Origin of the sequence: Nitrobacter sp. Nb-311A (assembly GCF_000152905.1) — a bacterium.
GTDB lineage: Bacteria > Pseudomonadota > Alphaproteobacteria > Rhizobiales > Xanthobacteraceae > Nitrobacter.
Map to the genome: position 1 here is coordinate 124523 of NZ_AAMY01000004.1, position 23128 is coordinate 147650.

Annotated in this window: 20 protein-coding genes; 10 read left to right on the top strand and 10 right to left on the bottom strand. The window is 59.1% G+C overall.

Annotated elements, in window-relative coordinates:
• Positions 1 to 17 precede the first annotated feature (17 nt).
• The 4 genes from NB311A_RS19915 to NB311A_RS02340 all read right to left on the bottom strand — a co-directional run bounded on the left by NB311A_RS19915 (position 18) and on the right by NB311A_RS02340 (position 4235).
• Positions 18 to 772 (bottom strand): IS5 family transposase gene (locus NB311A_RS19915; RefSeq protein ID WP_086008663.1). Its coding sequence is split into 2 segments (ribosomal slippage): positions 18 to 439 and positions 439 to 772, totalling 756 coding nucleotides; the frame shifts between segments, so codons are not numbered across the junction.
• A 71-nt stretch (positions 773 to 843) separates the two neighbouring features.
• The gene (locus NB311A_RS19920) at positions 844 to 1932 is read right to left on the bottom strand and encodes an ERF family protein (RefSeq protein WP_083780355.1); all 1089 of its coding nucleotides are present in this window, start codon (positions 1930 to 1932) and stop codon (positions 844 to 846) included.
• A complete protein-coding gene (locus NB311A_RS02325; protein ID WP_040673793.1) occupies positions 1916 to 2749 on the bottom strand; it encodes a YqaJ viral recombinase family protein in 834 nt (277 codons plus the stop codon). The genes NB311A_RS19920 and NB311A_RS02325 overlap by 17 nt, the downstream gene beginning before the upstream one ends.
• A gap of 655 nt (positions 2750 to 3404) precedes the next feature.
• Positions 3405 to 4235, bottom strand: coding sequence for a uroporphyrinogen-III synthase (locus NB311A_RS02340; protein WP_040673761.1), 831 nt, complete (start codon positions 4233 to 4235; stop codon positions 3405 to 3407).
• A gap of 149 nt (positions 4236 to 4384) precedes the next feature.
• Here NB311A_RS02340 and purU point away from each other — a divergent pair, with 149 nt between their 5' ends.
• The 5 genes from purU (at position 4385) to NB311A_RS02370 (ending at position 9342) form a co-directional block, all read left to right on the top strand.
• Positions 4385 to 5242, top strand: coding sequence for a formyltetrahydrofolate deformylase (gene purU, locus NB311A_RS02345; protein ID WP_009796822.1), 858 nt, complete (start codon positions 4385 to 4387; stop codon positions 5240 to 5242).
• 560 nt (positions 5243 to 5802) lie between these two features.
• Positions 5803 to 6513: a hypothetical protein gene (locus NB311A_RS02355; protein WP_131522868.1), complete on the top strand. Its 711-nt coding sequence runs from the start codon at positions 5803 to 5805 to the stop codon at positions 6511 to 6513.
• Positions 6514 to 6671: 158 nt separating this feature from the next.
• Positions 6672 to 7127: a hypothetical protein gene (locus NB311A_RS19525; protein WP_131522869.1), complete on the top strand. Its 456-nt coding sequence runs from the start codon at positions 6672 to 6674 to the stop codon at positions 7125 to 7127.
• Positions 7128 to 7196: 69 nt separating this feature from the next.
• On the top strand, positions 7197 to 7784 hold the full coding sequence (locus NB311A_RS02365; protein WP_009796826.1) for a cupin domain-containing protein: 588 nt from the start codon (positions 7197 to 7199) through the stop codon (positions 7782 to 7784).
• A 1186-nt stretch (positions 7785 to 8970) separates the two neighbouring features.
• Positions 8971 to 9342, top strand: a complete 372-nt coding sequence (locus NB311A_RS02370; protein WP_009796827.1) for a hypothetical protein — start codon at positions 8971 to 8973, stop codon at positions 9340 to 9342.
• Between the two features lie 1035 nt (positions 9343 to 10377).
• On the opposite strand, the gene NB311A_RS02375 is transcribed toward NB311A_RS02370, so the two are convergent.
• The 3 genes from NB311A_RS02375 to NB311A_RS02385 form a co-directional block, all read right to left on the bottom strand.
• Positions 10378 to 11046, bottom strand: a complete 669-nt coding sequence (locus NB311A_RS02375) for an outer membrane protein (RefSeq protein WP_009796828.1) — start codon at positions 11044 to 11046, stop codon at positions 10378 to 10380.
• 362 nt (positions 11047 to 11408) lie between these two features.
• The gene (locus NB311A_RS02380; protein WP_009796829.1) at positions 11409 to 11675 is read right to left on the bottom strand and encodes a hypothetical protein; all 267 of its coding nucleotides are present in this window, start codon (positions 11673 to 11675) and stop codon (positions 11409 to 11411) included.
• A gap of 249 nt (positions 11676 to 11924) precedes the next feature.
• A complete protein-coding gene (locus NB311A_RS02385) occupies positions 11925 to 13244 on the bottom strand; it encodes a UDP-glucose/GDP-mannose dehydrogenase family protein (protein ID WP_009796830.1) in 1320 nt (439 codons plus the stop codon).
• 280 nt (positions 13245 to 13524) lie between these two features.
• Between NB311A_RS02385 and NB311A_RS02390 the strand changes: the two genes are divergently transcribed.
• The 3 genes from NB311A_RS02390 to ahcY all read left to right on the top strand — a co-directional run bounded on the left by NB311A_RS02390 (position 13525) and on the right by ahcY (position 17772).
• Positions 13525 to 14877 carry a hypothetical protein gene (locus NB311A_RS02390; protein ID WP_009796831.1) on the top strand — a complete coding sequence of 451 codons (1353 nt, stop codon included), beginning with the start codon at positions 13525 to 13527 and terminating at the stop codon, positions 14875 to 14877.
• 56 nt (positions 14878 to 14933) lie between these two features.
• Positions 14934 to 16130 (top strand): methionine adenosyltransferase, encoded by a 1197-nt coding sequence (metK, locus tag NB311A_RS02395; protein ID WP_009796832.1) that lies wholly within the window; start codon positions 14934 to 14936, stop codon positions 16128 to 16130.
• A 190-nt stretch (positions 16131 to 16320) separates the two neighbouring features.
• A complete protein-coding gene (ahcY, locus tag NB311A_RS02400) occupies positions 16321 to 17772 on the top strand; it encodes an adenosylhomocysteinase (protein WP_009796833.1) in 1452 nt (483 codons plus the stop codon).
• 268 nt (positions 17773 to 18040) lie between these two features.
• Here ahcY and NB311A_RS02405 read toward each other — a convergent pair whose 3' ends face one another.
• Positions 18041 to 18325 (bottom strand): hypothetical protein, encoded by a 285-nt coding sequence (locus tag NB311A_RS02405; protein ID WP_040673796.1) that lies wholly within the window; start codon positions 18323 to 18325, stop codon positions 18041 to 18043.
• Between the two features lie 234 nt (positions 18326 to 18559).
• On the opposite strand from NB311A_RS02405, the gene NB311A_RS02410 reads away from it, so the two are divergent.
• Together NB311A_RS02410 and NB311A_RS02415 are read left to right on the top strand one after the other, a co-directional pair.
• Complete coding sequence (locus tag NB311A_RS02410) at positions 18560 to 18769, top strand: cold-shock protein (protein ID WP_040673797.1); 210 nt, start codon at positions 18560 to 18562, stop codon at positions 18767 to 18769.
• A 439-nt stretch (positions 18770 to 19208) separates the two neighbouring features.
• The gene (locus tag NB311A_RS02415) at positions 19209 to 19928 is read left to right on the top strand and encodes a DUF899 family protein (protein ID WP_009796837.1); all 720 of its coding nucleotides are present in this window, start codon (positions 19209 to 19211) and stop codon (positions 19926 to 19928) included.
• 301 nt (positions 19929 to 20229) lie between these two features.
• Here the strand turns inward: NB311A_RS02415 and NB311A_RS02420 are convergent, their stop codons facing one another.
• Entirely contained in the window at positions 20230 to 22053 is a 1824-nt protein-coding gene (locus NB311A_RS02420) for an aminopeptidase P family protein (protein WP_009796838.1), read from the bottom strand.
• Between the two features lie 148 nt (positions 22054 to 22201).
• Positions 22202 to 23098, bottom strand: coding sequence for a 50S ribosomal protein L11 methyltransferase (locus NB311A_RS02425; protein WP_009796839.1), 897 nt, complete (start codon positions 23096 to 23098; stop codon positions 22202 to 22204).
• Between the last annotated feature and the right edge of the window lie 30 nt (positions 23099 to 23128).

Consider the following 23128-nt stretch of genomic DNA (forward strand, 5'->3'; position numbering starts at 1 on the left):
CCACCCCATCTCATTGATCAGAGCCAAAAGATGACGGCTGCTGCGATGCAGATGGCGGACATGAAGGTGTGAGCGCATCGGTCGTAACGGGTATGGATGCGCCGCCAGTCCTTGAGCCTGCCGAACATGTTCTCGATCTTGTGCCGCTGACGATAGAGTTCGCGGTCATGTTCGATCGGCTTTTTACGGTTTGACTTCGACGGGATACATGGCGTGATGCCGCGCGCGGCGAGCGCCTGGCGGAGCCAGTCGGCATCGTAGCCCTTATCGGCGAGCAATTGCCTGGCGGGCGGCAGCGCATTGAGCATCAATGCAGCCCCCTTGTAATCGCTCATCTGGCCTTCGCTGAGCAGCATGATGACAGGGCGTCCCTGACCATCGCATACGGCGTGCAGCTTCGAGTTCAGGCCGCCCTTCGTGCGCCCGATACGTCGGGGAAGAGGCCCTTTTTTAAAAGGCTCGCGGCGGTGCGATGCGCCTTTAGATGGGTCGCATCGATCATCAGCCGGGATGGCTTGCCGGCCTTACGCGCCAATTCAGCAAAGATTTTGTTGAAGACGCCGAGGCGGCTCCAGCGCACGAACCGATTGTAGATGGTCTTATGCGGACCATACTCACGCGGCGCATCGCGCCAGCGCAATCCGTTCCTGATCACGAAGATGATCCCGCTGATCACCCGCCGGTCGTCAACCCTCGCAACTCCGTGCGACAAAGGAAAATAGGGTTCGATCCGGCGCATCTGCGCCTCGGTGAGCAAAAGCAAATCAGCCATGATGACGCCTCCTCGCGTCACCAATGAATCAGCCAATCATGCTGACCGCAAGAATTTAATAGGTCCTGATCCTAGGAAACTTTCGGGTGAATTGGGCTGTTATCCCAAAAATCTCGTGCGTTTGAGAGTGGATTGATTTTGAGATTGGTCCACCAGGATGCCTCGTTGCCGTGGCGGTGCAGTTCATCGTGATGCTCACGACAAAGCGGTACAGTATATTCGTCGCTGACCTTTAGTCCTAAGGCTTTCGGCTGGGCGAACCGCACATGATGAGCGTCGCAAGGTGTACGCCTACAAATGAGGCATGGCTGAGCAGCTACGAATGCGAGATGCGCCTTGCTTCGCTGTCGGACTGTTTTAGTGCGGGGAGTGACGGAAGGCGATGATTGTGATGCTTGGGTGGATGGAGCAATGTTCTCATTGTGCTCTTGCGAAGAATCATTTGCTTGTTCGGTAACTTGGTATGTTCGCAATAGTTTGCGACAGGCAGTATCGACGATACCCGCATCGTCTCTATTCAATGTATTTTTGTCTTTCATACGTCGGTGCGCCCATATCGCCAGAGCGTCCTCCCCGGTGACATCGTTTAGTTCCGCAAGCAATTGATCTCGCAGCTGAGCGGAGGAATCTCGATCCAGCTGGGGTGGTTTATGAACGATTTTGGTTTGTTTCTGCCTTCCTTCTGGAAGTCGTTGGCTAGATTTTGAATGTATGCGGTCAGTATTAGTCACCGGAGGTTCCGGTGCGTCGAGATCGTCCTCACCAGCTAAGCCGACTAACGCAAATAGGGCATATCGGCGAGCATAGGTGAGCGCAGCTCCCATTCGATGAGGCGTTGCCGTTTCGCTCACAGTGCAAACTGGCCATATCGATGAAATCCATTCACCGGACGCATGCGCCAACAGCGTAGTGAGATTGATCAGGCCCGCCTCTTGGTCAATCGCCGTAGTCTGAATGGTTGCAATCTCGTGAGCACCAAGGTTCTTGCGGATAATATCGAGGCCATTGGCCAACGATGCGTAGCGGAAGGTTTTGGCTTCTTCGCGCGGAAACGGCGAGCTAATAGTCGCAGTGAGGGTTTTTTCGGGGTTGACAAGCTCTGCTTGAGCTTTGGCTAAAGCGGCGGCGATGACGCCAATAGTTTCACTGGATCTGTGCATTGACAGCCTCCAGATCTGCTAACTCAAAACTAATCGCTCCGCTTTTGGATCGTTTTGCGCGGATGCCGTGGCCCACAGCTTCTTTGGCATCCTCCGGTACGAGCTTCTTGAGGTCGCTCTTGGCGCTCTCATGTTCGTGGTAAGCTGCTCGTGTTCGTTGATAGATCGAGGCGAGTTCGGCCCAGCTGTTGGACGCGCTCATATCCACTACCCTAACGGCTTCTAGGCGCACCCGAGGGGTTTCGACACCGAAGAGGCGAGGGGGCTCACCATTCTGTACGCAGCGCCAAAATTTTTTCTCTGCGGTCAAAAGGAGGTGCTGATAGAGAGGATCCGCAGGGATGGTCATTTCGACCCACTTTCCGCCACCAGTGATAATCGACAAGCTCGCGGCCTGGGCATTGGCGACCCACATATTATGCTGAAGCTGGGCCATGTGCTTTTCGGCTGCTGCTTCTTCCGAAAATGTCCACGGCAGCATGAACTTGGCTTCGAAAATGGCGTTCGTCTGTTGGATGCGACCATCCAGCGTTGCCCCCATCCATTTATGGATAGGATGATGAATTCGTCGCTGCACGTCCTTGATTGAGTGCCCAGTGCTCCGTTCAAACCAGCGGCGGTTGAGTTCTTCGGTTACGGTGCCTAACTGAACGACAAGAACTCCAGATAGATCCTCCGGCTCGACTTCTCCGCGTTTTTCCTGCCAAAGACGAACCAGCTTTGTGAGATCCTCACCCATGATGATTTTAGCATCTGATCCGCCGATGAAGTTTCTGCGGACATTTTCCGTAGGATGCTTTGGAGGTCTTGTGGCCATTGCATGCTCCTCGATATGATAAAGCGCAACAATCAACATTTTATGTTTATATGGTGGGGTTGTTATTGTGTCAACAGAAAATGTTGATGGAATTACTGGCGCCCAGTGTAGAGCAGCGAGAGCTCTTTTGGATCTAACTCAGCCGGAATTGGCAAGAAGCGCGAAGCTCGGATTATCTACAATCGTCGATTTCGAGAAATCGCGACGTCAGATATCCGACGGGGCTGTTAGTGCAATAAGGAAAACGCTCGAGCGGCTCGGAGCTCAATTTATCCAGGAGAATGGCGGGGGCGCTGGAGTAAGGTTGCGCAGACCTACAGCCCGGCGGTGAGCCGCTATTAAAATCAGCAAAAGTTAGATGTTGGTCCGATGCAAGTCTGCGCGGTGCAATTAAGGATATGGAGCGAGCAGCCGAGGAGTTCGCACGAGCCCGAGGTTCACCTATGGAAGATTCGCAAGGTCCAGTCGAAGGCCCTCGCAGAGTTGGCAAAGGCGCCCGAAGGCGATCAGGCGAAAGCCATCCGACGGCTGAGAGCATTGATCGCTACGAACGATATGCGTTCGCAATGCGGTAGCGAGCGCACAAGTTTTTGAAAATTGCAAAAACGACGAAATTTAATATTTTAACAGAAACAAGAAAAGAGCAATCGTGCGACTATATACCTCTCAACGCATTCAGGCTTACTGCCATCGCCGAGATCAGCGGCTTCATGAAGAACGCTTTGTTTGCAGGCGTGATGTCAGTCCGCAAGCCGTAGGTTTTCAATTCGTCAGAGACTACGGGGCCGACTGACGCGATCTTGGTGCGATCGAGCCCGGCGCGTAGCCGCTCCTCGCAGCGATGGATGCGCGCGACCTCCATAAGTCGGCGGACCTGCCCCGAACTCGTCAGTGCAATGGCATCGACACGGCCATCGGCCATTTCGTCGATTGCTCCGATGATGTTGGCCTCTGCAGCGCCTGCATCATAGACGTACGGCAGCACCGGATCGACACTCGCGCCTTGTCGTTTGATTTTTTCAAGCAGGGCGGTGTGGTCCCGATCTGGATAAAGCTGCAGGCCGACTCGATGGTCCTGGAGATCGAACCGAGCCAGGGTCTCAGAGATGCCTTCGGATGTCGGCTTGTCAGTGGTAATCGCCGCTTCCAGTCCGATCTCGCGCAGCGCCTTGCCCGGCTTTGGACCGCGCGCAAGCGTGCGGGATTTGCCAATGGCGGCGATAAGCGCCTGATCGAGACCGATCCGGCGCGCAGCAGTGATGAGACGCCTCAACCCTTCGCCGGTCGTCAGCACCAGATCGTCATGCGGGGTCTGGATGCAACGCCTGATCCAGTCCTCGACCGGCGCGGGATCTGGCGCGTCGCGGATGGTGAACATCGGGCATTGCAAGACCTCGGCGCCTTGCTCCGCGAGCAAGCGGGCAAACTGCGCTTCCTCTCGCGCCTCAAGGATCAGGATACGGAAACCGGACAGCCTGTCAGTCATGATCACCCAGGAGGTCAACCGTTAATCGCTTTGCAGTATTAATTGTCCCTCTCGCAGGGTGAGTGGCGCAAGGCCGATGTAGGTGATAGAGCAGGGTGCCTGTTCGATTTCCGTCCCGATCGTCCGGTCTAACCGCCGTTCCTCCCCCCATGTCCCACCATCAATATGTGCTGACGCTCTCCTGTCCCGACCGGCCGGGAATTGTGTCCGCGGTGTCGACGTTCCTGGCCCATAACGGCCAGAACATCATCGATGCCCAACAGTTCGACGATGCCGAGACCGGCCGCTTCTTCATGCGTGTGGTGTTCAATGCCGCCGATCTCGCCGTGACGCTGCCTGCGCTGCAGACCGGATTCGGTGCGATCGCCGAGCGCTTCCGCATGACCTGGCAGATGCGCGACCGCGCCGCCCGACGAAAGGTTATGCTGCTGGTGTCGAAGTCCGATCATTGTCTGGTCGATATTCTCTATCGCTGGCGGACCAGCGAACTGAAGATGATCCCGGCCGCCATCGTCTCCAACCATCCACGCGAGACCTTTGCGCATCTCGATTTCGACGAAATCCCATTTCATTATCTTCCAGTGACAGACAAGGCGTCGCAAGAAGCCGCGGTCCTGGAACTGGTATCGGAGACGGAAACCGACCTAGTGGTGTTGGCGCGCTACATGCAGATCCTGTCAAACGACATGAGCGCAAAGCTTTCTGGCCGATGCATCAATATCCATCATTCGTTTCTGCCGGGGTTCAAGGGCGCGAAAGCCTATCACCAGGCCCATGAGCGCGGCGTCAAGTTGATCGGTGCGACCGCACACTACGTCACCAGCGATCTTGATGAGGGGCCGATCATCGATCAGGACGTTGAGCGCATCAGCCATCGCGATACGCCCGAGGCGCTGGTCCGCAAGGGGCGCGACATCGAGCGGCGGGTCCTGGCGCGGGCGATCCGGCATCACTTGGATGACCGCGTGATTCTGAACGGCCGAAAAACCGTGGTATTCATGGATTGAGCGGAGCCGGGGCAATCGATGTTTTAGTGAATCGCGCCCAGCGCGTTATCCCCCGCTGATTGGGCAACCCCTGATTGGGCAACAGTGTTATCCGCTTTCGGCGTTTGACCCTCGCGTTCACGCTGCTTGATCATCTCATTGTATTTCGCGGTACCAGGCCGTGGTGGTGCGTCCGCCGGAAGCCCGCCGGCCCAGTGCGGGAGCCCATCCGCCATTCCAGCAGCCAAATGGGAATTGATGCTGCTGCATCCACCCAGGCTGGAGATGATCCACAGGGCGCAAAGCAGGATCGGAATTCGGCGCGCGCAGCATGTCATGGCTCTATTCGTAATATCCCGCTGTGGAGATTGCGGGGCAGCGCTGGCCTTTTTGAGCATGTGATTGTCGGTAACCCGCCGTTGCATGGACGACCCTCGTTAATGTCTAGTCCAACGTGCACTATATCGCTGCCGGTATCATGACACCGACCAGCGGCTATTAAGGCTTGAGCGCAAGAATCTCATAGGATGGTTTTTGTTGAGAGTCATTTCGTCGCCGAATTTTGAAATCCGCGGTGCTCGGTGGCTGGAGGTGAAAAAGACATGGGGCGTCCGTCTCGCAAGCTACCAATATCAGGAGCGGTTGGCAGTTCTCCGGAATTCTCCCTCTCGGATCCGGATTGGAAGCAGGTTGAGATCGCGTATGGCCAAGCGCTGCCGGCAGCGGTTCGCCAGAGCATTGTGGACACAACGAATAAATATCTCGAGTGGGAAATCTTTGAACGAAATGCCAGTGCATTGAAGCCGGCGGTGGATCGAGTGGAGGCGATCAAAACCGCATCCAACAATCTTCGGACCAAACTTTCGTCGGCGGGAGGCGTTGGGGGAGCCTTTGCGCAGTCTCTGATCAAAGAGCATTTTCATTCCGATCACCTCCGAATGGAATCCTACGACCAGCTGTTCCACGCCCTGGGTGAGGTGATGTCGTCGTTAAGCCTCGCCTGCCAAACTGCGCTCTCGGAAATGAATGACGAGGACGCTAAGGCTTTCCGGGAAGGCGCCAGCTGGGATGATTGGATTCGAGCGCTGACGAACATTGCGGAAGAACATGATCTGCCCACCGCCGCGTCCAAAGCCGGCAATCTGGATGCTGACGTCGGGCCTTTCGCTAGGTTGATCGCAGCGTTGCAGGCGCATTTGCCGAAAGAGGCCCGAAGGCACGCCAACACCAGATTGTCATCGGCGATCTATACCGCGCGGGCCAACCCCTTGAAGACAGCCGACGAGCCATAGTCGGGACGCATTAAACTGAAGGCGCCTTTAAAAAACGTCCTGTCTCCGGCGCGAGAATTCCGGGAAACCTCCACCGATATGTCAACACGAAAGGTGGAGAGCGAAACATGGCGAAAAGGAAACGGAGGACGGGCTACAGATCGGAAGCTTGCAACCAGGTGGTTACGCTGATGGGAAGCGGACTCTCTCTTACCGCCGCTGCTGGCGCGATGGGAGTTTCCCGTGCCACGATCAACCGCTGGATGGATGAGCACGAAGAATTCAAGGACGCTGTCGCGAGGGGGGAGGCCGCACGCGCGCTCGCCCTTGAAAGTCGTATGCTTGCCAGCGACAACACCGCCGTTATCAAGGCTTGCCACTTTGCTCTGATGAACGCTGCACCCGAGGAATGGCGTGAGAAACCCGTAGTGGAGACGGCGGTGGATCCGCTCCGTGTGCTTGCGGAGCAGATATCGGGCAGTGCAATTCGCCCGCGAATGCCGGAGCCCAAGATCGTCGAGCACCGGCCCGCCGCGTCGCGCGAAGTACGTCAGCAGTGCGTAACCACTGATGAAGCGGATGATGACGAGCCACGCATTCACACCGTTTCACCGGAAATCGCGGCCGGCAAATAGCTGGTCTTGCAAAGGAGGTGGTGGTCAGGACGCGCAACTTCCTGCTCAGTTCGGCGTTAAAGGTGACGCATGGATATCATCGAACCCGTCAAGCGGTTGGCCGAGAAGGCCACCGGCATCAGTATTCCGAGCCGGGAAGAGGCGCTCGCCTGCGTGCGGGACGTCCGCCCGTCGCGCCTGAAATTCCGCGACGATGGCTATATCCCGAACAATCCCAAGTTTCCGCTGCTGCACTACCGGAAAGTCCTCCGGTTCGGTCGCAAGTACGATCCCGCCGCTGTCCTGGAGAAGGTGTTCAAAGTCAACGGCTGGGGCGAAGCCTGGCGCAACGGGATTTACGATTACGTTCACTATCACTCGATGATCCACGAGGTGCTGGGGATTGCCCGCGGATCCGCTACGCTGCAGCTCGGCGGCAACAAGGGAAAGACCGTGAAAGTCAGCGCCGGCGACGTCATTGTTATCCCGGCCGGTGTCGGCCACGAATGTTTGAAGGCAAGTGCAACCTTCCTGGTGGTCGGCGCCTATCCGCCGACCGGCACCTACAATGAATATCGCGGCAGCTTTCAAGAGCGGGGCCAAGCGATCAAGGCCATTCGCCGTGTCGGTTTGCCAGGACGGCATCCGCTTTACGGCAGGCGCGAACCGCTTTGGTAGGAGTGTTTGGCTTCTTAGGTAGTTCCCTGATGCCCGCCCATGCGCTTTCATATCGAACGATACCGAAAGCGGGGCTGCGGTAGTATGAAGGCGATCTTGCCGCGTATCATAAGGAACTGGAACTCGCCCTAAATTTCCTCCATAGAGCCGCCGCTAGGCCGGATGGTAGAAAGCATCCACGAGATTTGGCACGAACATCGAGGACCAATTCCTAACCCCAAGCGGAGTGAAGTTCGAGAGGGTGGGGAATCTTCATCGAGCAGCGGGACCAATTTGGAGGTCCAGCAACGAACCTGCCGCGGCGCTATTGGAGGGGCAAGCTGGAACCGGAAGGCCAGCGGCATCGATGATCCCGGCGCTTCATTACATGCACATGCAATTACTTTGCCGGCGAGCGTCTGCTGGCCGTTTGCGAGCAAATGACCAGATAAAAAGGGCAGCCGAGCTGGCCCCGATAAAATTTTAGGAGCGGATGTTTATCGGCTGCTCCACCGGCCACCTGACAGTATTCCGCGCAGTTAAGCACCGTCGCCTTCACCACGAACCGCCAGCATCCTGCGGGCTGATGTCGATTCATTCGAGACGAGTTCACGTTTCATCGCGCGAACGGTCTCTATTTCTAGAGATAACCAGTACTGTTGAATCACAAGATGGTTGAGCGAAAGAGCGAGAACGGAGTGTCTGGCTTGATCAATCGAGCGGACGTACATAGAAGCCTCTTACTGCCCCGTTCGGGCTCACTTAACGTCGCGGATGAAAGATTGTTCCTCAAAGATAAAGGCTCCCGCGAGATGGGCTTCCTACGCTCCAGCGTTGCGGTTAGTTGTAGGTGATGCCGCCGGGGAGCTGGCCAGCGCCGGAGCATCTTTTTAGGGTCGTGCGAGAGCTCCGCACCGGCGGGGCCGCTCTTTACGTCATCCCTGCAAGGCTTGAGGTGGAGGTCCCTGATGTCCAGAATCAATCCCTTCGTTCCAATGCCTCGGAACTTTGTCTCCCTAACCTATGAGCGTGCTGACGTACCGCGCTTTTCGCGCAGCGCCGGTGAATCCGGGATATCAAGGTACGGATTCGCGTACTTGTTGGCACAATATTTACGTCACAAAATCACTGGTGACGCTTGGGATCGGAGGGCTACGAATGCTCGAGCAAAAGATTAGCTAGTCTGACGGGCGAGCGGCATCGAGCTATGGACCAGATTATCGTCCCGGTTTTGTTGTTCACCAGCGCCTCGATAGGTGCAGCTGCGGGCCTGCGCTTCAACGGCTATGTTCTCGTGCCCATCGCGGTATTCATTGCTCTCGTCTCGGCAGCCGTCCTACAATGGAACGGCTTCGGAACCGGGAGCGGCATTGCCACCATAACGGCCTGTCTGGTCGTGAACCAAGCTGCCTACATAATTGTCCAGATATTCACTCCCACCGCCGATCTACTTTCCGATGAGGTAGCCAACAGCGAACCAAGCCCCAGCCGCGAGCAGACTGTCCGCGGCAATGATGGCGCTCACGGCGATCAGAAGACACACCCATTTGCCACGTTCGATAGTGGATCGAGCGAATGAAGAAGCTAGCAGGACGCTTCTGGCCCGATAGATCAACATGATAGCTCGCAATTTTGCTTGGGACGGGATGAATAATAAAAGCACTTAATTAAATGTCAGCTGCCTTTTCCGCGATCGCGGAAAGCCTTTGCTCGACGATTCCTCCTCGCCAGCATGCCGACCGCCGGGTGAGGTCGCCACTTACGCCGGACGGCCGCAATGCTGGCAGTCTCAGCTATGCATCTTCATCTCTTACAGTTGTTCGCGCGACGCGCCGGCGCCTCACCAGCCAGTAGACGCCGTATCCTGCGGCAAGGATCGGAAGACCAGCCGCGCCGACAATTGGTCCAGGCGCTCCCCGCACCCCATGTTTAAGTTGGCCAGGCGCGTTTTCGCAATTTCCCCTGCCATTGCAGGCCAGCGCAGGAGAGGCAATCATGACAGCGAAGGCCGCTGCCGACAAAGCTTTAAGCGCCGTCTTCATTTGACTGCTCCAACTTTTCAAAGCACCGGGTTTGGTAAGCCATTAAATTTAAGTTTATAGTCATTTAATTCTTGGCGCTAATTAAATCGAAAGTGTGATACCCGGTTCCCTTCACGTTACGTTACAGAAATGGAGAGTTTTCCTTCGCCCCATCTCTGGTCTGTTTCCGCTTGCCGCATCCGGGCCTGCCTCCGTACGCGAGTTCTTTGTCGAGGGAATCTAGTGCGTCTCGATGCTCGGCAAAGAAGCCGCTTGCTTCGAAAGGCAATCGCGGTACGGCGGTCGTCTACTTACGGGGCGGCGACAGACCATCTAGCCAGTCTTGCTCCTCGGCAAGCGCGAGCCAAGCATCCTGCATTTCGCTTGTAGCGGTTCTTTGACGGCAGATCCTTTGCCTCATCGGCCAATTCACCGCAGTTGCGGGCATTCTCTCTACTCTTCCGATTTGGTCCGCATGATGGAACTCTGTCCGCTTGCTACCATGTTTCCCCCATTCCGAGCTAAGCTTTCGCTTCGAGCAAAGAAAAAGGCCGGCAAACTTGCCGGCCTTTTCCTCGTCAGTTCTGATTAGATCAATATCCGGGCGCCATCGGGGCAACCGGAGCACCCCAGTTGAAGCGGTAGTTCAGACCGACCTTGATGGTGTGCTGGTCGTTGCGGAAGTTAGCAACAACGGGCGCGACCAAGTTCACAGTGCCGAGATCGTAGTACTGGTACTCGACCTTGCCAGACCAATTCTGGGTGAACAGGTATTCCAGGCCGCCACCCACGGTATAGCCGTCGCGTCCGCCGTTGCCTCCGAAGCCGTTGGTGAAGCGCGAATCAGCCCAGCCGTAGCCGCCCTTGACGTACAGCAGCGCCGGACCCCAAGTGTATCCGAGCCGGCCGGTCACCGAGCCGAGGCCACGGTTAGCAAAGAAGCTTCCGGTGTCGAGGAAGCTGTAGTTGGCCTCCAAGCCGAACACCCAGTTCGGCGAGAACTGCGTGTCGTAGCCGACCTGCACACCGCCCATGAACACGCCGTCGTTGTTGTTGAAGGCAACACCGGGTGCGAAGATGTTATTCGCGCCGCCGAAGGCACCACCGATGTGACCACCGAGATAGAAACCGGTCCAGTTATAGATCGGCGCGGGCGGCGCATAGGGCGGAGCTTTGGTGTACGGACGTGCCGCCAAATCAGCGGCGGAAGCAGCCGATGCACTGATCAGCACAGCTGCAGTGGTTAGCAAAATCTTTTTCATGAGCGGACCCTTTAGGTTGGAATCGATACCTCGTATTCTAAAGACAAAACCTCAGCGGTTGCTGTAGCTACTCTGCCACACTTCGGGAAATGTCGACGGGGTGCGCGGTTGCAAAAAAAAGCCCCGCCATTCGTGGGCGGGGCTAAGGATGATTCGATTTCCTGGACCGGACGGTTGCCGGCTAAGACAAATAAACACAGATCCATTCGATTTCCAAGCAAATTTGGACCGGCGCGGACTGCCCTTCATCGATGCTCGTTCGTCCTCGTCGCAGTTCATAACTTTGAAAGCGTCTGTTCCACCGATCGTCTTGTTACTTCCAACCAGCCCGGTAGGTCCGTCTTGGCTGCGGCGCCAGTCGTCTATTGCTTTCTCGATTCCGGCTGATCTTCTAAAAAGGAACCGATGCCCTCAGTTTCGAGCACCCGATAAAACTCGGCATATGCCTCATTATCGGTAGCAAATCGATCTTCCCACACTGTCGATCCACCCTCGTGATCGGTCACTTCAAGCGTCCAGCTTTCGTCTCCTTCAACGAGCCGATAAATCTCGACGTGAACAGTCATGCCGTCGCGAACCACTATGCCACCCAGTGGCGAAACTTCAATTTCGGGGTCTTCCTTAATCATGCGTCGACTTCTATTGTTTGGCCCCGCTCCGCGAAGAGGCGGCGGGGTAGGCCGTCCTGACTGCCGATACATTGTAGTTGTTGGCGAGTCGCAGATGGAGCGCAAATAAAAGATATCGACAAACTTCCCATTGGCCCCGCGCTGATCACGGCTGGTGAGAACGCGTTCGCCCACGTAAAGAAGACGGCCCGGACGAGTCATTGGTAGTCACTTGGGTTAGAGCTCGGTGGAGCAGGTGAATAGCCTTGCTTAGACATTTTTGCTCTTGTTCCGGCCAATGCTCTCGTAAACGAAGCCGAGATCCTGCATGTCTTCGGCGCGATAGATATTGCGCAGATCGACCACGATCGGCTGCTTCATGATGCGTTTCAGCCGCGGCAGGTCGAGCGCGCGGAACTGGACCCATTCCGTCACGATCACCAGCGCATCGGCGCCGTCCGCGCAGGAATAGGCGTCATCGCAATAATCGATATCGGGGAGTTCGCGTCGCGCCTCCTTCATGCTGGCGGGATCGAAGGCGCGAACTTTCGCCCCCATGTCGCAAAGGCCCGTGATCAACGGGATTGACGGCGCCTCGCGCATGTCGTCGGTATCCGGCTTGAACGCCAGTCCCAGCACCGCGATGGTTTTGTTGCGAAGATTGTCGCCGAGCGCATGCGCCACCTTGCGTGCCATCGCGCGCTTGCGGTTATCGTTGACGGCGACCACCGATTCCACGACGCGAAGTTGGGCGTCGTGATCTTCTGCGATCTTGACCAGCGCGCGGGTGTCCTTGGGAAAACAGGAGCCGCCATAGCCGGGGCCGGCGTGCAGAAATTTGGTGCCGATGCGATTGTCGAGGCCGATCCCGCGTGCGACTTCCTGGATATCGGCTCCGACCTTTTCGGACAGGTCCGCGATTTCATTGATGAAGGTGATCTTGGTCGCGAGAAAGGCATTAGCCGCGTATTTGATCAGTTCGGCGGTGCGGCGTACGGTAAACATCAGCGGCGCCTGATTGAGTGATAGCGGCCGGTAGATATCGCCGAGCACCTTGCGTCCGCGCTCGTCGGATGTTCCGATCACAATCCGATCAGGGAATTTGAAATCGCGGATCGCGGCGCCTTCGCGCAGGAATTCCGGGTTAGAGGCCACGACGGCATCTGCCGATGGGTTGGCCTCAAAGATCAGCCGTTCCACTTCGTCGCCGGTGCCGACCGGCACGGTCGATTTGGTGATCACCACCGTGAAACCCCGGATCGCCGCCGCGATTTCGCGCGCTGCGGCATAGACGTAGCTAAGGTCGGCATGACCGTCGCCCCGGCGCGAGGGGGTGCCGACGGCGATGAACACCGCATCGGCCTCCGCCACCGGGCCGGTCAGATCGGTGGTGAAGTCGAGCCGCGACGCCTTGACATTGGTCGCGACCAGCGCGTCGAGGCCCGGCTCGAAGATCGGGATCTCGCCGCGGCAAAGAGCGGCGATCTTGACCGCATCCTTGTCGACGCAGGTCACCTGATGCCCGAAATCGGCGAAACAGGCTCCGGACACCAGACCCACATAGCCCGTGCCGATCATCGCGATGCGCATGGTTCAAACCTTTTCGCAGGGATGCTGAGGAGATTGAAATTCAGCCTTTTATAGCGTTTTCGAGCGGGTTGGGTACCGGTTCGCGTGAAGAAAATGTTCTCAATCAATAACTTGCGCGTATTACGCGGCGAAGACGATATCCCACGCTTGCGGAATACGCACAAGGCTGAAACGAAAAGGCCCGGTGGGGTGCCTTTGCGGGTTTCAATCGTGGGCAGATGGTGATAGGAGGATGGCTTCACGTTCAGCTGCCCATTGGTCTGGCCCCATTTCCACTGCGATGACAAACGAGGAACTGCTGAGCCAGATTTCCAGCTATTGCCGCCAGGCCGGGATGGCCGAATCGACCTTCGGCCGGCGTGCCGTCAATGACGGCAAGCTCGTGCACCGGCTGCGCGAGGGCAAGCGCATCACCATCGACACCCTGAACCGGATAGAGGCTTATATCGTCTCCGGTTCTCCGGATGGGGCGGTGCGGGTCCGCAAGCCGGAGCCGATCGAGCGGCGCGATCCCCGCGCCAATTTCCGCTTCTTCGAGAACCGGCAAAAATACCTGCTTTTCGTTCATACCTGCAGCGAAAAACGGGTGATCGCCGATCGGGTCGCGCTGGAGTTCGGCAGCATTCATCCGCGCCCACCGGCGCTGCGGGTTTTTGATGCGGGAGTCGGCGACGGTACCGTGCTGGCGCGCGTGATGCGGTCGATGCATGGCCGATTTCCCCACATGCCGTTCTATATCGCGGGCAAGGAGCTTAGTCTCGAAGATATCAAGCTGACGCTGGACAAGCTGCCGGACCGGTTGTTTGAGCATCCTGCGACGGTTATGGTGCTCACCAACATGAACTATGCGGAGGCGCCTTGGCTGGCGCCCCGGTCGTCCCAGGCCGCGGCCAGCATGGTGTGGCGCGAGGTGTCGCTGCGAGGGGCTTCCTCCGGCGAGTTCGAGGTCCAAATCCGCGACCTGTGGCCGTTTCTGGAGGAGAACTGGCGGGCGAGCGTCAGCCCGGTCACGGGGATGCCGGTCTATGAGCGCCCGGTGGTGCTGGTCATCTACCGTGAGGATCACCAGTTTCTGCTCGATTCCGCGATTCCACGGGCCGGACGGGTCGAAGCCAACTTCGATCTGGTGATTGCCTCGCAGCCTTACCGGGCTCGGTCTTCCCTGAATTTCAAGGCCAGAAGAATAATCGCTCCGCTGGCGCGGAGTTTACGATCTGGAGGGCGTTTAATAGGAATACATTCACACGGACAAGACCCCGGACTGGAGATCATCCAGGCCGTCTGGCCAGGAGAAAACCCTTTCGCCGTGAGCCGTCATGAGCTATTGCGCGCTGTGAAGTACGAGCTTGGCTCGGTGGGGCGCGACCTCAATTTCAACGCATATGCCGACCATCGTTCGATTTTTCGGTATGATATGGAAGCGCTGCCCAATGAGGTCACCGGGTCGATCGGGACTTCGACCCTGTTCGCGGCGTGGAACGCGGCGGTTTACGTCGCCCAAGTCGAAGATGACCGGCTGACGGAGATGACCCAAAGCGGCCGTTACCTCGACGCCACCAGAGCGGTTTTGCGCAAGCACAACGGTCTCTGGTTCTACGACGAATCCTACGTCATCTCGCGTCGCCGGGACTGACATTTCAGACAACAGCATGAAAGGACCGCCACCTCTGGCGGACGAAAGGTCGATTGATGCGCGGATCCTATTTATTCACGAGCGAGTCGGTTTCGGAGGGACATCCCGACAAGGTGTGCGACCGGATCTCCGATGAGATCGTCGATCTCTTTTTCAGCGAAGGCCCGAAAGCCGGCATCGACCCATGGGCGATCCGCGCCGCCTGCGAAACGCTCGCCACCACCAACAAGGTGGTGATCGCCGGCGAAACCCGGGGGCCGGAATCCGTCACCAGGGACAGGATTGAAAGCGTTGTGCGCGCCGCGATTAAGGACATCGGCTACGAGCAGGACGGCTTCCACTGGAAGACTGCCGATATCGAGATCCTTCTGCATCCGCAGTCGGCCGACATCGCGCAGGGCGTCGACGCGCTGCAGCCCGGCGCTAATAAGGAAGAAGGCGCAGGCGACCAGGGCATCATGTTCGGCTATGCTTGCAATGAGACGCCGGACCTGATGCCGGCGCCGATTTTCTACGCTCACAAAATCTTGCGATTGATCTCCGAGGCCCGGCACTGCGGCAAGGAAAAGGTGCTGGGACCAGACTCCAAGAGCCAGGTCACCGTGCAATACGAAAACGGCAAGCCGGTTGGCGTGCGCGAAATCGTGGTCTCGCACCAACATCTCATCGAGGACATGAGTTCCGATCAGGTGCGTGCGCGCGTCGAGCCCTATGTGCGCGAGGCGCTGCCGAAGGGATGGATCACCGACAAAACCATCTGGCACATCAACCCCACCGGCAAGTTCTTCATCGGCGGCCCCGACGGCGACGCCGGCCTGACCGGCCGGAAGATCATCGTCGATACGTATGGCGGCGCGGCGCCGCACGGCGGCGGCGCGTTCTCCGGCAAGGATCCGACCAAGGTCGACCGCTCGGCGGCCTATGCGGCGCGCTACCTTGCCAAGAACATCGTTGCAGCCGGTCTGGCCGATCGATGCACATTGCAACTTGCCTATGCCATCGGCGTGGCGCGTCCGCTGTCGATCTATATCGATACGCACGGCACCGGCAAGGCTCCCGAAGACACGCTCGAGCGGATCGTGTCCGAGGCGATGGATCTCACGCCGCGCGGCATCCGCAAGCATCTCGACCTCAACCGGCCGATCTATGCGCGCACGTCGTCCTACGGTCATTTCGGCCGCACGCCGGACAATGAGGGCGGCTTCTCCTGGGAGAAGACCGATCTCGCCGTGACGCTCAAGAACGCGGTCTGATATTTCCCTCTCCCTTGCGGGAGAGGGTGCCCGAGCAAAGCGAGGGCGGGCGAGGGGTTGATCCGGGATGAAGAACACCCCCTCACCCAGTTGAGTTTGTAGTGCCGTTGACGATGCCCTCTCTCGCAAGGGGAGAGAGCGCAGCAACGAGCGCTGCTTTTGCTAATTTCGTGCAATATTAGGGAATGCCATGACCACCGCCACCGCCACCGCCACCGCGACCAAGCAGACCGCAGATTTTACCGACTATATCGTCGCCGACATCGGCCTTGCCGGTTTCGGCCGCAAGGAAATCTCGCTCGCCGAGACCGAGATGCCGGGCCTGATGGCGACGCGTGAGGAGTACGGTCCCAAACAACCCTTGAAAGGCGCGCGTATCGCCGGCTCGCTGCACATGACGATTCAGACTGCCGTGTTGATCGAAACGCTGAAAGCGTTGGGCGCCGATATCCGCTGGGTCTCCTGCAACATCTATTCGACCCAGGATCACGCCGCCGCCGCGATCGCCGCAGCCGGCATTCCGGTGTTCGCTGTCAAGGGCGAGACGCTGAAAGACTACTGGGACTACACCGCGAAGCTGTTCGACTGGCACGGCGGTGGCCATCCCAACATGATCCTCGACGACGGCGGCGACGCGACGCTCTTGATCCATCTCGGCGTGCGCGCGGAGAAGGGCGACACCGCGTTTCTCGACAAGCCGGGTGCCGAGGAAGAGGAAGTGCTGTTCGCGTTGATCAAGCGCCTCTTGAAAGAGAAACCGAAGGGCTGGTTCGGCGAGGTGGCCAAGTCCATCCAGGGCGTCTCGGAGGAGACTACCACCGGCGTGCATCGCCTATACGAGATGCAGAGGAACGGTACGCTGCTGTGGCCGGCTATCAACGTCAACGACAGCGTCACCAAGTCCAAGTTCGACAACCTCTACGGCTGCCGTGAATCGCTGGTCGATGGCATCCGCCGCGGCACCGACGTGATGATGAGCGGCAAGGTCGCCATGGTCGCGGGTTTCGGCGACGTCGGCAAGGGCTCGGCGGCCTCGCTGCGCCAGGCCGGCTGCCGCGTCATGGTTTCCGAGATCGATCCGATCTGCGCGTTGCAGGCGGCGATGGAAGGCTATGAGGTCGTGACCATGGAGGACGCCGCGCCGCGCGCCGACATCTTCGTCACCGCCACCGGCAACAAGGACATCATCACCATCGAGCACATGCGCGCGATGAAGGATCGCGCCATCGTCTGCAATATCGGCCACTTCGACAACGAGATCCAGGTCGGAGCGTTGAAGAACCTGAAGTGGGACAATATCAAGCCGCAGGTGGACGAGATCACCTTCCCGGACGGCAAGCGCGTGATCCTGTTGTCGGAAGGCCGTCTGGTGAATCTCGGCAATGCCATGGGGCATCCGTCTTTCGTGATGTCGGCCTCGTTCACCAACCAGACGCTGGCGCAGATCGAACTGTTCGCCAACAACAAGGACGGCAAGTACAAAAAAGAAGTCTACGTGCTGCCGAAGTCGCTGGACGAGAAGGTGGCGCGGCTGCATCTCGCCAAGATCGGTGTCAGGCTCACCGAACTGCGCAAGGATCAGGCCGACTACATCGGCGTCAAGGTTGAAGGCCCGTTCAAGAGCGATCACTACCGGTATTGAGCATGATCCCGACCCGAACGGCCGCGCCAGCGCAAAGTGGGCACGGGTTTTCGGACCCGATCATGCTCGCCTGAAGCCTCCCGCGCATGACGGTGGAACGCTATAGCGTGTTCGAGCGAAGTGAATCTGGTTCGCGTGAAGAAAACGCGTCAAAACATAAAGATAGAGACTTTCACCGTTTCCATGAAGCGGTGAAAGTCTCTAAAAGCCCCGGAACGACCGGGGCTTTTTAGATTCTGTTTAATCTTTCGCAGGATCACGCGGCCCATCAAGTGGTTCGGCCGGTGCTTCTTTGCGAGGCAAGGAAATCCGAGAGCTTGGCGGTTTGTTTGGGCGCTGCCTTCCTGCCCCGGGCCGGCGCTTTCACCGGCTTAGGTTTCGCCGCCTCTTCGGCTTCCTTCGCAAGCCGCAGGGCGCGCAGGCGCTCCATGTTCTTGCGTATGGCGACATCGCGCGCTTCGATATCGGCGCGGGCCTTGGCGCCCTCGATGGCTGCCGTGCGCATCCGTTCGTTACGGGCCAGCTGTGCTGGACTCGGTGGAGACTTGCTCATGGAACTCATATAGGCATCATTCGCCGAAATGCCAGAGCAGATACGGGATTTGCCTTCTCCGCCGAGAAGTGTCATAGGGACGGGTATTCGATTGCCGGCATTGGTTTTGTTAGAGCGCCGCAGGTCTTTTCAAAGACAAAGGCTCCTTTCCAAAGACATCGCTGAGATTGGATGATTCGCGCAATCGTGCGCGGACAACGCGCATATGCGCGCTTTGGAATAAGGACGACTCCGATGACGACAGGTACAGTAAAGTGGTTCAACGGCCAGAAGGGTTTTGGCTTCATCCAGCCGAACAACGGCGGCAACGACGTGTTCGTGCATATCAGCGCGGTGGAGCGCGCGGGCCTCAGCGGCCTCAATGAGGGCCAGCAGGTCACCTTCGAGGTGAAGACCGACAAGATGCGCGGCAAGGTCAGCGCGGAAAATCTCTCGCTCGCATAGAGCAGGATGAGGAAAAGTGCGGAGCGGTTTTCCGCTCGCATCCCGCTCAACGTATAGAATCGATCATGGTCGCGCTGGCTGTCATCCCCTTGTGATGATGGCCGTGCATCATGCCGGGAATCGGAAAGCGTTGTCACCCGCGGATGAACCGGGACACGTTTTCTTCGCGCTTCGTTTCAATGAAACGGGCGTTCAGGGAGCCTCGTCAGCAATGACGGGGCTTTTTTGTTGGGGAGACTGCTATCGCGCGGCTCTCCTCCGGAACCCGGCTCCAGGCCCGGCGTTTTCTTCGTTCGATCCCGCTATCGCGTTTCGAGCGAAGTGGAATCCGGTTCGCGTGAAGAAAACGCGTCAGACTAAAGCTGGAGTCTTTCACCATTTTCTTTCCGGGAAGCAGTGAAAGACCCTGGCGATCCCCAGGCATTCCGCGAGGCTCCCGATGGAACATCTACGATATCCGAACGAGAGTGAAGGCTATCGAGACGCGCGCAACCGATTGCTGGAGGAGGAGATCAAGCTGCGCGCCCAAATCGAAGCGGTCGCGGCCCGGCGTCGCGCGCTGCCGTTGGGTGGCGAGGTGCCGTGGGATTATGTGTTCGAGCGCATCGGCGACAATCTGATGCCGCAGAAGGTGAGGATGTCAGAGCTGTTCGGGCCGCACGATACGATGATCCTTTACAGCTTCATGTACGGTCCCGAGCGCGACTCCCCATGCTCCGGTTGCGCGCATCTTCTCGATGGCATCGACGGCGCGGCGCGGCATCTCACCCAGCGCGCGGCGTTTCACGTCGTCGCCAAATCGCCGATCGCGCGGCTCACCGCCTTCGCGCGCCAGCGCGGCTGGCAGCACCTGTCGCTGCTCTCGACCGCGGGCAACTGCTACGACGGCGATTATTTCGGCGACACTACCAAGCTGTCAAAAGCCATGAGGCTTCAGCACAGGGTGCCGGTGGGCCAGAACTGGGACGAGACGATCTTCAACGTCTTCAAGAAGCGCAACGGGAAAATGCATCACTTCTGGGGCTCGGAGATGGCCTTCGCGCGGGCCGCGCCGGGCCAGCACCACCGCGCGGGCGACATGGCCGATCCCTTGTGGAATCTTCTCGACATGACGCCTGACGGGCGAGGGGAGACATGGTTTCCGAAGGTAGAATATTAGAGCATGATCCCGAAAAGTGGAAACCCGGTTTCGGAAAAAGATCATGCTCAAACAAAAAGATAAGCGACGAGCAAGTGATGGCCGAGGTTACACCACCCAAATGTCAACGGTGCTCTTATTTTTCTATGATACGAAAACTGTTGCGCGTTTTGCTTTCCTTCGGCGACCAGGCCACGCGCCACTTTGAGAATTGGCGCGACCGGACGCAAAACCGGTACCCACTTTTGTTGTCGCGCCCTGCGTCCGGCGTTTCGCGCGTCCTCTTTTGGGCGTGGCGCGAACGAAGCAAGCCTCGCGCGCGCTACGGTAGCGGCGCGGTCGCGGCGTCGAGCCAGACTTTCGTGGCCTCGTCGAGATGCGGGCGCACCTCACGGCGGACGCGGGCGTGGTAGTCGTTGAGCCACATCAGCTCTTTCTTGCTGATGTGGTGATCGATCAGGCGGCGGTCGATCGGAGCCAGGGTCAGGGTCTCGAAGCTGTTCATGGACTTCTCTGCCTGGGCGATCTCCGCGGCCGTGACCAGCACCAGATTTTCGGTCCGGATGCCGAACGCGCCACGTTTATAATAGCCCGGCTCGTTGGACAGGATCATGCCGCGCTTCAATGGCGTGGTTCCGAGCTTCGAGATCCGCGCCGGACCTTCATGCACCGACAGATAGCTGCCGACGCCGTGGCCGGTGCCGTGCTCGAAGTCGACGCCCGCCTGCCAGAGAAATTGCCGCGCCAGCGTGTCGAGCTGTGCGCCGGTGGTGCCGTCGGGAAACACCGCGCGGGCGATGGCGATGTGGCCGCGCAGCACGCGGGTGAAGCGGTCGCGCATCTCGTCGGTGGGCGAGCCGATGGCGATGGTGCGGGTGACGTCGGTGGTGCCGTCCTCGTATTGTCCGCCGGAATCGATCAGCAGCAGATCGCCGGGCACGATACGGCGGTTGCTCATGCGGGTGACGCGGTAATGGACGATGGCCCCGTTCGGCCCGGTGCCTGCGATGGTCGGGAAGGAAACGTCCTTCAGTGCGCCGGTCTCCCGGCGGAAGGTTTCCAGCGCCTCGACTGCGTCGATTTCGGTCAGCGTGCCCTTCGGCGCCTCGCGATCGATCCAGGCGAGAAACCGCACCAGCGCTACGGCGTCGCGCCGATGCGCGGCGCGGGCGCCTTCGATCTCGGTCGGGTTCTTCACCGCCTTCAAAAGCGCGACGGGATCGTTACCGCACACCGGCTTTCCGCCGGCGGAAGTGATCAGGCGGTTCAGCGCGTCGGCGGCGGTGGCTTTGTCGAGCGCGATCGCCGCGCCGGATTGCGCCGCCCGCGCCAGCGCGCCGGTTAGCTCGTCAGGCTCGCGCACATCGGCGTTGCGTTCAAGATGATCGCGTGTGCTGTTGGAGAGTTTGCGGGGATCGATGAAGATGGTGGGGCGGCCGTCCTTCGGCACCAAGGCGTAGGACAGCGGCAGCGGCGTATGCGAGACATCGGCGCCGCGAATGTTGAAGGTCCAGGCCACCGCGTGGGAATCCGACAGCACCAGCGCATCGACGCCGAGCTTTGTCATCTCGGCGCGGATGCGCGTCAGCTTGTCGGTCTCGGCTTCACCCGCGAACGTCGCGCCATGGATCGTCACCGGGCCGAGCGGCGGCGCGGGACGGTCGGTCCAGATGCCGTCGATGGGATTGCTCTGCACCGGAACGAGTTCGGCGCCCGCCTTCGTGCAAGCCGCCGAGAGGCGTTCGACCGCCGCCGAGGTGTGCAGCCATGGATCGTAGCCGAGGCGGTCGCTGGCTGTGAGATGCTCCGCCAGCCAGCTTTCCGGCGGCGGATCGGCTAGCGAGGCGATGCTCCAGGCCCGGACATCCACCTGTTGCGTCGCTTGCAAAGTGTAGCGCCCGTCGACAAATACGGCGGCTTTCGTCGGCAGCACGACGGCAAGGCCAGCCGATCCTGTGAAACCGGTGAGCCAGGCCAGCCGCTCCTCGGAAGGCGGGACATACTCGTTCTGCTGCTGGTCCGCGCGCGGGATCACGAACCCGGTCAGTTGCCGCCGCACCAGTTCCTCGCGAAACGCGGCCAGACGGGCGGTCAGCGCGACGCCGCCTTCGGGGTCCTCGAATGTCTGGAAATGGGCCTCGAACATTGTTTCGGCATCATATAGCGTTTTCAAGCGAAGTGGACACCGGTTCGCGTGAAGAAAACGCCTCCACTAAAGGAACGTCGCTTCTGATTGAATCAGAAGCGAGAATGCTCCGGAATCGGGGGCAGGGCTGCGCAACGCGGCCCGGGAGTCACCCCCTGTTCTGCATCAGCAGGCTGCACCATCCGTCGATCCGGATCTGCCGGATCAACACCAGCCCCTGCGCGCGGTACGCCGCGATGACGCCGCGGGTTTGTTGTGGCAGCAGCCCCGAGAGGATCACCATGGCTTCGGGCGCGAGGTGACGCGCCATTGCCGGGGCCATCTGCCGCAGCGGATTGGCGAGGATATTCGCCAGCACCAGATCGAACGGCGCGCGTGTGCGAAACGGCGGCGCGGAAAAGCCGGTCGCGCGGATCGACTGGACAAGATTGCCGACGCCGTTCGATGCGGCATTCTCTCTCGCCACGGCCGCCGAACGCGGGTCGATGTCGCTCGCCAGCACATTCCGGCGCGAAGCCTTGGCCGCGGCGATGGCCAGGACGCCGGTGCCCGCGCCGAGATCGAGGATGCGCCTCGGCATTTTGCCGCGCAGCACCTGATCGAGCAGCAGCAGGCAGCCCCGGGTGGTGCCGTGGTGGCCGGTGCCGAACGCCAGCGCGGCCTCGATCTCGATGCCGAGCTTGTTGGGCGGAACGCGGGCGCGGTCGTGCCGGCCGTGGACGACGAAGCGGCCGGCGGGGACCGGCGCCAGCCCTTCAAGGCTGGCCTCGACCCAGTCCCTGGCGGCGATGCTATCGAAGGTAACAGCCTGGGCGACCTCATCGCCGGCGATCAAGGCGACCAGCGCGCGGATTCGCGCTTCATCCGGGGGATCGGCGAAGTGAACCGCGACATTCCAGCAACCGTCGGGACGTTCGAATGCGGCAATGGCAGCCTCGCCGTCCTTCAGACTCTCGGACAGAAAGTCGACGGTCCGCCGCGCGACCTGCTCCGCCCCGATGGCGAAGGCGGCGCGGCTTGTTGCCGGCGAAATCTCATTGGTCATCGGCAGTCCAAAGCTTATCCCGGGGGGAAG